Consider the following 8,864-nt stretch of genomic DNA (forward strand, 5'->3'; position numbering starts at 1 on the left):
GGCGTCTGCGGGCAGCTCACCGTCGCTTTGTTATCGGCGACCGCGTAGGGTGGGGTCAAGGGCACGTTGCCACTATTCGTCACCTTGTAGCTGTAGCTGATCGTGTCGCCAACCTGATCGTAGTTGGCCGTCGTCGTCGTCTTGTCCAGCGTCAGCGCCGGGGTGGGCAAGAACGGAACGGTCACCGTGTCCTGGTTGGAGGTCACCGTCTGGGTGTTGTACTTGGCCGTCGCCGTGGCGAGGTTGACCACCTGGCCAGCGTCAAGGTCGGCCTGGATCACGGTGTAGGTGGCCGTGCAGGTGATGTACGCGCCCATCGCCAGCGGGTTCGGCGTCTGCGGGCAGGTCACCGTCGCCTTATTGTCAGAGACGGCGTAGGGCGGCGTCAGGGGCACGTTGCCGCTGTTCGTCACCTTGTAGCTGTAGCTGATCGTGTCGCCGACCGCGTCGTAGTTGGCCGTGGTGGTCGTCTTGTCCAGCGTCAGGGCGGGGACGGCCGGAACGGTCACGTCTTCCGTGACGCAGGTGATGACGGCCGAACCGTTATAGGCGATCCGCGCGCAGTTCTGTATCTGCACCGTCGTGCCCGCGGGAATGGTGTTGACCGTGACCTTGAAGCGCACCTGGTAGGTCGAACCGATAGCCAGGTTGCCCAGCGCGACGCCGTTAGGCTCCACGTCCAGGGGGAACGGCGTGCCGCTGCCGTTGTCGGGGATGGCTACCCAGCCGCTGCCGAGGTGCTTCTCCGTCGAGTTCAACACGTAGGTCGTGTTGGCCGGCACGGTGTCTTTGACCGAGATGCCAACCGGCGCGAGACCGGTGTTCTCGATGGTGATCAGGTACTGGAGCGTGTCGCCGGGGCTAACCACGCCGTTGCTGTCGGCGTCGACCAGCAGGTTGGAGGCCTTGCTCGTCTCCACCGACTTCAGGGAGACGATGATCGTGCCTAGGTCGAGGCCAGGCCGGCCGACGCTAGCCGTCCGCGGGTCTTCACCCCAGGCCGCGGCGAAGGCGCAGCCGCCCGTGCCGCCGTTATTGGCCGCCGTCTTGGTGTAGAGATAGGCTCCGGTCTGGTCGCGATCGGAAGCGTCGAACAGGCGCGCCGACTGCAACAGTGAGACCTGGAAGCCGTTGTTAGAGGTGGTCTCGTTCAGGCCGTTGACGTTGGTGTCCGTCACGTCGTTGTCGCCGTTGAAGTCTACCTTGTCCGGCGTGCCGTCATTGTCCCAGTCCACGTAGAAGAACGTCTGGCAGGTCGGCGTGACCCACAGCGGGCTGCCGTTCTGCGTCAGGCTTTCGCTGGCCGTCCAGTCGCGGCCGACGCCCAGACCGACCAGCGCCTGATTGGACAGGCCGCTCTCGGGGATGAAGGGCACGGCCCAGTCCCAACCCGAATCATACGTGTCGACCGTTGTCAGGCCGCTGAACGTCCGGCTGGTGTCGGCCGTGTTGCCAGTGGCGTCCGTTACGGCATAGCAGTGGGCTGCCTGGTCGTCGCTCGTCGTGAACGCGCTGTTGACGGAGTCTGCAGCGATGGTCAGCACGTCGGAGTCGCCCGGCTTCTCGCACTTGACGTAGAGCGTGGTCGCCGACGGGTTATAGATGAACATCCGGGTGTCGCCGGAGTTGCCGCTGGTACTGGTACTGTTGCCGACCGGGATCCAGTAGCTGGAACTCAGGTGGGCGTCCGGCACCAGATTCAGGTCACGCGAGCCAAAGTTGGAGCCGATTTCGCCGGTCAGGAGAACCACCTGGATCGGCTTGGCCGCGTCGGTCGAGCGAACCTTGCCGCCCTGGCGGACGTAGTCGCAACCCGACCCCGACGAACTGTCGTCGAAGTAGGTCTCGCCTTCGTCCAGCGTCACCGAGGCTTCCCAAGTCCCATTGCCCTCCGGGTCTACCTGGATCACCGTGCCGTCATAGGCCGCGGTGATCGAGAAGGCCGTGTAGCTGAACATATTGTCGGCGGTCGTGTCACAGCCGACCGGCGCCGTATACTCCTGACCCCAGTCGGTAGTCGGGTACATCGCGTTGGCCCAGGCGAACAGCGAGTTGCTGTCGCTGGCCCACAGGGAGCGGCTGACGGCGATGGCATTGCTGCCGCCGATCTTGTCCTTGCCGTCCCAGTCAAGGGTGCTCGCCAGGTTGGGCACGACAACGCTGTTGTCCTCCAGAATGATGACGTCGCCGCTGTCCAGCAGGTCGCCGGCGAAGCCGGGCGGCGCGCCATTGGCGGCGTTGCCATCACCCCAGATCTGCACGCCATCGAGGTTGCCGGGGTTGGCGTAGATCTCGCCCGGCGTTGGGTTGGCGATGTCGTTGGCAAAGCCGTCTTCCCAGTGGTCATAGTACACCAGGGTATCGTCGCCGCTGATGGCGATCGAGATCTTGGTAACCATAGGGGAATTGGCGGCGCTGTTGATGACGTTCATGGCGTCCAGCACGTCATCTTCCGGCTCAGTCAAGAAGAAGACCATCACCGGCGCGGGGTTAGCCGCGGCCGATGGGCTGACAGTTAGCGCGAGAAGGAACGCGCCCAGAATAAGCAGAAGCGCGATCCGGTACCTCTTCCAAAGTGTGCTACATCGTGGTACAGAGTTCACTTCAGTATCTCCATGATGCTGGTTAAGTGGCAATGGTCTAATTCAGGCGCGCGCCATCGAACGCGAGCCGCGGCGGAATGGGGGCGTGCCTCGCCGATGCCTGGGCGCGCGGCATCGGCCGGGCGCGAAGGCATGCTACCGGGGCGCAGAACCCCGGCGCGGGCGTACCGAACAGGTGCGACAGAACGCTCGCCCGCCTGGAACTCACCCCCGAGGAGTTGCAGCGCGGACTTGGATGGAGCGCTTCGCGTGATGTGGCCGCAGGACGCGGCGTTATGGGTACAACGGTTGCTGACGGACTATTCTGTTAAGAAGAATTCCCCATTGTTCTTCTCTCGCACGATAGTTTCATTCTGGGTGAGGTAAATCGCTGCGTTGTGAACTGGCGCGGTCCCATCCAGGGCTTCTAACGTGCGGGTTGATACACCTCCCATCATACCAGTACAGTATTCCAGCCCAAACTGTCCGGGCTATCGCCCGGTATCATTCGCGCACATTCGAAACGAACGTTTCACAATGAGGCGCGAAAAAAGAAAGACCGTTACGCAATCTGTTGAGCTGGCCCCCGATTTAACAATTCGTGTGCCCGAAATGGCTAGAACGTCCAGTAAAGGCACAGGTGACGGTACTTAAGTACCAGTATAAGCAAAGTCATTTGCCTTGTCAATAGGGCAGGCTATTGCGCCCGTGAAGGATGTGTGATATTGAGCATATGCCCTATAGATAATACGTAATATGACGTATCTTCAGTGGAGGCTGTTAAAGCCATGAGGTTCGTCACCCCGACTTGGTGACACCCGGCACTGGACAACTGGGAATTAGGAATTAAGAATTAGGAATGAACTCATGGAGAAGCCTCTTGATTTCTAATTCCTAACTCCCGCCATGGCTCACGCAAACACCAACCCCGACCGCGACTACGACCGCCTCCAGCGCGCCCTCGACCGGCAGGTGACGGGCGCGCCCGCCTCGCCAGCCTTCACGCGCATCCTGCAACTGCTCTATTCGCCGGAGGAGGCCGCGCTGGCCGCCCGCGTGCCCATCCGCCCGGCGCGGCTGGAGACGCTGGCCCGCCAGTTGGGCCGCGACCCGGCCGCCCTGGACGAGCAACTGACGCGCCTGGCCGACCGCGGCCTCATTCTCGACCTGAGCGCCGGCGGCCGGCGTTACTTCGCCTTGCCGCCGGTGGTCATCGGCTTCTTCGAGTTCACCTTCATGCGCGCCCGGCCCGACCTGCCCCTGCCCGATCTGGCGGCGCTGTTCGAGACGTACATGACCGAGGGCGACGGCCGCTTCGCCCGCGCCGTCTTCGGCGGCGGCCCGACGCAGCTCGGCCGCTCCCTGCCCCGCGAGTCGGCCCTACCCCAGGAACCGGCGGTCGAGGTGCTGGATTACGAGAAGGCCAGCGCCATCATCCGCGACGCTCGGGCCGCGGCCGTCTCGCTGTGCGCCTGCCGCCACAAGGCGTCGCACCTGGGCCACGCATGCGACCGGCCGCAGCGCACCTGCCTGACCTTTGGCGGTTCCGGCGGCATGCTGGTCAACCACGGTCTGGCCGAGCCGATTGACCGGGCCGAGGCGCTGGACATCCTCGCCGAGTGTCAGGCGGCCGGGCTGGCCCAGACGGCCGACAATGTGAAGGATGGCGTCTCCTTTATCTGCAACTGCTGCGGCTGCTGCTGCGGCATGATGCGGGCCATTAAAGAGTTCGACCTGCCGCATGCCATTGTCACCTCCAACTGGATCATGGAAGTGGATCGGGAGCGCTGCAACGGCTGCGGCCAGTGCGTGGCCGCCTGCCCGGTGGGAGCCATTCATCTGGAGGAGCGACGCGAGGCGAGCGCCCGCGCGCCGGGCCGGCAGCGGCGCGTCCGGTGGGCCGTGGTCGATGAGGAGTTGTGCCTCGGCTGCGGCACGTGCAGCGGGGCGTGCCGGTTCGGCGGCATCGCGATGGCCCCGCGGGCGCAGCGCGTCTACACGCCCGACAACCTGGTCGAGCGCGTGGTGGCGATGGCCGTGGAGCGCGGCAAGCTGGCCGACGTGGTCTTCGGCGAGCCGGAGCGGCTCAGCCACCGCGCCGTGGCCAACGTCGTGCGCGCCGTAGAGCACTTGCCGCCAGCCCGCGTGGCCCTGGCGAGCGAGACGGTGCGGTCGGCCTTCCTGGGGGCCGTGGCCCGCGGCGCGGCCAAGTTCACGAAAACCCCCGGTTCGTAGTCAGGCAATTCATTGCTGTTCCTCTCTTCCGCGCGAAAGAACGGCAATGAATTGCCTGACTACAAACGCGGAACCGGCCCAAAACTAAACGGAATGTAAAAATTACCAAAATGGAATAGACCTCCTCGCCCTGTTCTAGTACTATATACCCAATGAGCGCGGCCGCGGCCGCGACCATGCTGTATTGGTGGTTGATCGGACATATCCAAAGGAGAGCCAATGGAAAAGCAAACTCATCTTTCACATCGGGAAGCGCGGGCCATCGTGTTGGCCGTCGCCAAGCAGATGGAGAGCCATGAACAGGGCGCGGCCGTGGCCGTCGTCGATGAGCATGGCGAACTTCTGGCTTTTTTGCGCACCGACGGCTGCCCGCTGCCGGCCATCGACAACGCCATCAACAAGGCCTACACCGCCGCCCGCGAACGCCAGACCTCTTGGGAGGTCGGCCAGCGCTCCCGCGTCGAGGAGTTCCCGCTGACCCATTTCGGCAACTTGCGCTACACCGGCTGCGGCGGCGGCGCGCCCATCGTCTACAATGGTCAGGTCGTGGGCGCGGTGGGCGTCAGTGGACTGGAAGAAAACGAGGATATGGAACTCGCCAATTACGGGGCGTCGGTGGCCTGCTAGGGAAATAGTCTCACGCCAAGACGCGAAGAACGCCAAGCTCAAAAAGATTCTGAGCTTGGCGTTCTTTGCGTCTTCGCGTGAGATGGATCTTCGTGCTTATGGCAGCAGTTCTAACCCGTCAATATTGACCGGAAAGCCCGCCGCCGAACCATCCCACCACAACGACGGCGTGTAACCGCCCGAGCCGTCGGGCGTCAGCTTGACAATGTCCCGGCCGTTGCCAGCCACGTCACCTAGATTGAACCCACCCACAATGCTGATGTAGAGGTCGCCCGTCGCCGGGTCGCGCCAGAGCGCGTTCACGTCCTCGACGGCCAGGCCGGGAACGGCCGTGCCGTTGAAGAACGCCGACCAGGCGCTCGTGGCCCGATCCAGGCCGAGCGCGTCCTCATCTTGCGCCCGCAGCGTCCCGCCGGGGCCGGGCACGGCCGCCGCGCCGACGGTGCTGAGCGCCAGCCGGCCGTCGTTGAGGTCGCCCAGGGCGTCGATCTTCTCACCGGCCGTCGTCAGCCCGTGGGCCGAGCCGTCGAACTCCCACTGGAACGAGCCGGCCGTGTTGGGGCCGGTCGAGGTGGGCGCGAAGCGGGCGATGTCCTGCGGCGCGAACACGCCCACGCCGGGGATGGACTGGTTGGCGGCGAACGACAGGAGGATGCGGCCGTTGCCCAATACCTCGAAGGCGGTCACGTTCTTGGTCACGCCCACGTCGGAGCCGTCGAAATAGAGCGACCAGCCGGTCGCCGGATCGAACTTCAGGATGTCGGCCGGGGCGAAGGCCACGCCGCCAACCGAGCCGGCCGTGGCCGGCGAGACGAGGAAGGCCGCGCCGCCCCCGCCGCCCTGTTGCCGCTCGAAGCTGCCGGCGTCGCACTCGCGGGCCGTCACGCCATCCGCGCCGTTGGCGTTGCGCGGCGCGCCACGCTGATCGACGCCGTTGACGGGCGCGGCCGTGCATTGCGCGCTGGGGGCCAGGTCAATGGCCGGGCTGCCAGCGGGCAAGGCGTGAGTCCAGGTCGGGCCGCCGTTGTTGGCGAGCGGGCCGATCACGCTGCTGAGTGGGCCGGCCGGGATGACGTCCGTCGCGCCGGGCGTAAAATCGTCGCTGCCGTCGCTACCGCCATAGCCGATAACGTTGTGATTGTTGGCGATGATCGTGCCGAAATTCCAGATCTCCCATTGGATGGCGGGATCACTGTAGGTGGTGACATTGCCGCTGATGATGCTGCGATTGAGCCGCAATGTGCCTTCATTCCGGATGCCGCCAGGCCAGTCGCTGTAGCGGTTGCTATTCTCGGTGACGGTCACGTTGTTGAGTGTCAGCGTGCCATAGTTGCCGATGCCGCCGGCGCCGTTTTCCCAGGTTCCATTGCCGCTGACGGTGCTGTTGGTGATGACCATGTCACCGAAGTTCTCGATGCCGCCGTTGTAGTAGAATGCGCCGTTGTAAGCGATTAGGCTGCCGGTGATCGTTGCCATTCCGCCATTGGCGATGGCGCCGCCGCCATTGTAGCCCGTGTTGTCAATGATCCGGCTATTGGTAACAGTGAGGGTGCCAGTGTTCGCGATGCCGCCGCCGCCGAGGTAGGCCCAGTTACCCTGAAGGGTGCTGTCAATCACGGCCAGCCGGCCATTGTTCAGGATACCGGCCCCGCCGGGGTCAGATTGGCGCTCCTCTGGAAGGTAGCCGTTGCTGATCGTAGCGTTCCGCAGGGTCAGGTCACCGATGGCGTCCACGGCCAGGATGCGAAAGTCAGGCCCGCTGACATCCCGACGGATGGTCGCGCCGTTGCCATTGATGGTCACGGCGCTGGTGATAACGGGCAGGCCGGTCAGGCCGAACTGCTCGTTGTGGACGGCGGTCAGGACGAATTGGCCGTTGGCCGGCAGCGATACGGTATCCGGCCCGCTCAGGTTGCCCGCCGCGCAGTCGGGCCGGAGCTGGCCAGCCCGGGTGGTGCGGGCGTTGATGATCGCCTCGATCAGCGAGCACTTGCCGTTGTCGACGTCGGCGACCTCGCCGTTGACGACCTGGATGACAGCTGCCGGCGCTTCCGGCTCGGCCCAGGTTGTCGGAGCGACCGGCCCGGCCAGGGCCAGCAGCAGCGCTGCGCCGCTGACTGTCACGGCCAGCTTGCGCCGCAGTTGACGCCGCCATGGCCGCGGCAAGGCGGCCATGCGCCGATAGTAGGCGGCAAAGCGCGGGAAGAACTCCCCGCCTCGCCTCAACAAGAGGCTGGCCAGCCAGCCGCGGGCGGCCGCGCGGTCGCCTTGCTCGGTCTCAATCGGTTGGACGTTCATGACTCGGCTCCCGTAGCCCGGTCGCGCCCGGCCCCCGATACGATTCACGCGGGCCACGCCGGCCCATCGCCGGGCGCGCGGCTACTCATGAACTTCATTATAGATCACGCCCCTGCCGAAAAAGACCATCGAAAGTTATAAATGTAGCGCGGGATGGTATCCCGCGTCTGGCGAACGAAGAGGCGGGTTACCAACCCGCCCTACAACTTACTAGACATAATTCGACGGCGACTTCTCTGGCGGCGCTTTGGCGGTACGGCCCGTTGCGCGGCGAGCGCCGAGGCGCGCGCCGACCCAGCCGGCCAAGCCCACCAGCAGAACCACTGCGCCGATGGTCGCCAGGTTCCTCAGCAAGCCGGTCACCGTTTGCAGACCGAGGCCGCCGCCTTCGTCGTGACCACCGCGCCCACCACCGCGTCCGTTGAACTCGCCTTCGGGGCGCGCCGGGCGCTCGTCCAGCGTCGCGGCGTCGAACCCGCCGCGCTCAGACGGCTCGCCCGCGCCGCCGAGCCACTGATCGAGCGCGCCGCGATTGACCAGGACTATCGTCGCGCCGGCCACAGCCAGCGCGGCCAGCAGGATGACGAGGATGCGACCGAGGAGCCGCGTCCCCGACTTCACGACTTCAGGTTTTACAGGCTTTTCCATACCGGGTTGATCCTCCGGAGGGTTCTTCATGTCCGCGCTCACGCTCCTACCTCCTCGCCCAACGGGGCGGGCGACACGGCCGGTCGGCGCAGGCGCTTGGCGACGGGCGCGACCAGCGGGCTAATGACGTAGCGCTTGGTGGTATTGACGATCCACTTCCAGTGTAGGGCCACGTGCAGCGCCAGCAGGTACAGCGCCGCGTCGGAAGCCAGCGAGTGCAACTGATGCCAGGCGCCCCCACTCTGCAACTGGATGCCCAGCGCGGGCAGGGCCACTTCCGACATCATGATGCCGCTCAGGACGATGATCGTCATGGCGACGAATAGCAGCGTGTTCAGGATGTAGTTGACGCGCGTCGCCCAGGGCAGCTTGCCGAACAGCCGCCGCGTCGAGGCGACCAGCCACTTCCAGTGCAACAGCAAGTGGGTCACGATGGCCGCGCCGAAAGCGATGCCGAGCCACTCATGGATAGCC

6 protein-coding genes are annotated in these 8,864 nt (G+C 64.9%); 2 read left to right on the plus strand and 4 right to left on the minus strand.

The window, feature by feature from the left end; all coding sequences use genetic code 11:
* A partial coding sequence (locus ACE3UY_RS09065) for a hypothetical protein (RefSeq protein WP_374687221.1) occupies window positions 1-2,477 on the minus strand: 2,477 nt, incomplete at its 3' end.
* Between the two features lie 1,011 nt (window positions 2,478-3,488).
* Here ACE3UY_RS09065 and ACE3UY_RS09070 point away from each other — a divergent pair.
* Both ACE3UY_RS09070 and ACE3UY_RS09075 read left to right on the plus strand, forming a co-directional pair.
* Window positions 3,489-4,817, plus strand: a complete 1,329-nt coding sequence (locus ACE3UY_RS09070) for a 4Fe-4S binding protein (protein WP_374687222.1) — start codon at window positions 3,489-3,491, stop codon at window positions 4,815-4,817.
* A 219-nt stretch (window positions 4,818-5,036) separates the two neighbouring features.
* Window positions 5,037-5,444 (plus strand): heme-binding protein, encoded by a 408-nt coding sequence (locus ACE3UY_RS09075; protein ID WP_374687223.1) that lies wholly within the window; start codon window positions 5,037-5,039, stop codon window positions 5,442-5,444.
* A gap of 96 nt (window positions 5,445-5,540) precedes the next feature.
* Here the strand turns inward: ACE3UY_RS09075 and ACE3UY_RS09080 are convergent, their stop codons facing one another.
* From ACE3UY_RS09080 to ACE3UY_RS09090, 3 genes are all read right to left on the minus strand, one after another.
* Window positions 5,541-7,742, minus strand: a complete 2,202-nt coding sequence (locus ACE3UY_RS09080; protein ID WP_374687224.1) for a choice-of-anchor Q domain-containing protein — start codon at window positions 7,740-7,742, stop codon at window positions 5,541-5,543.
* Window positions 7,743-7,952: 210 nt separating this feature from the next.
* On the minus strand, window positions 7,953-8,390 hold the full coding sequence (locus tag ACE3UY_RS09085) for a hypothetical protein (protein WP_374687225.1): 438 nt from the start codon (window positions 8,388-8,390) through the stop codon (window positions 7,953-7,955).
* 38 nt (window positions 8,391-8,428) lie between these two features.
* A partial coding sequence (locus ACE3UY_RS09090) for a DUF4405 domain-containing protein (RefSeq protein WP_374687226.1) occupies window positions 8,429-8,864 on the minus strand: 436 nt, incomplete at its 5' end.

The sequence above is a fragment of the Promineifilum sp. (SeqCode) genome (genome assembly GCF_041918635.1).
In the GTDB taxonomy this organism is placed as follows: Bacteria; Chloroflexota; Anaerolineae; order Promineifilales; family Promineifilaceae; genus Promineifilum.